Here is a 1,102-nt window from a genome sequence, read left to right as displayed (position 1 = left end):
TCAAGGTTGAGCTCGCGGGTGAATGTGATGGCGTCTACTTCTGGTTACTTGTCTGCTTGGTTTGACTGGAACCGAGACGGTGATTTCGCAGATGACGGTGAACAAGTATTTACAGACCAGTTACTCGCAGCAGGAAACAACACACTTCCATTTGTCGTCTCTGAATTGGCAACCGCAGGCCCAAGTTGGAGCCGATTCCGCTTTAGTCAACAAACGGGGCTCAAATACGATGGCGGCTCAACCTCCGGCGAAGTGGAAGATCATCCAATCACTATCACCGAAAATGGCGTATCTGTTCAGCATTTCCCAAGTGCAGAAGGCTACGCAACGGTAGCGTTTGAGGATAACTGGCCATACACCGCAGACTACGACATGAACGACGTCGTCATTCAGTTCCGAATCACAGAAACGCGTATGGAAGGTGTGGTCGAGAACATTCAAATCACCGGTGACCTCGCCGCTTACGGTGCAGGATACAAAAATGGCTTTGCTATTCGTTTACCGGGCATAGCAAAAGCAAGCATCGAGAATGGCTTAACTACCCTGTCGTTTAACGGCGTTCAACAATCAAGCAATGGATTAGAAACTGTCTCGGAAGAGGCCATTTTCATCATCAGCGATGATCTCAGCCAATACACGCAAAGCAATTGTACCTACTTCCGAACTCAATCAGGATGTGATGACAACGTTGCTTTCTCTTTTACGTTGACGGTTTACTTTAAGGAAGGCTCCGACCGCTCTGGCTTACAAGCCATGCCTTACGACCCATTTATCTTTGCAACACCAAACACTTACCACGGTGACGGTATTACCTTCCAACCAGGCCGAAAATGGGAAGTACACCTACCGGATCAAGCGCCAACCGAGCAGTTTGATGATACCAAGTTATATGGACTCGGGGTTGATGCAAGTGATCCTGTACAAGGTACGTACTTCAAAACCAGCAACAACCTACCTTGGGCTCTGCTGATTGTTGAGGACTGGGAGTGGCCATTGGAAAACGTAGACTTGGTTGACGCGTATCCACAATTTGCCACTTACGCTGAATCAGCCGGCAGTCAAAATGCTAACTGGCATGCCTCACCAAAAGCAAACAAATGCT

Annotated in this window: 1 protein-coding gene; it reads left to right on the top strand. The window is 48.3% G+C overall.

Annotated elements, in window-relative coordinates; genetic code table 11:
* The coding region (locus R7O12_RS26400; RefSeq protein ID WP_318127028.1) for an LruC domain-containing protein at window positions 1-1,102 on the top strand (1,102 nt) is incomplete at both ends.

Source organism: Vibrio sp. Vb1574, assembly GCF_033338675.1.
This window is presented reverse-complemented; position numbering and strand designations above follow the sequence as displayed.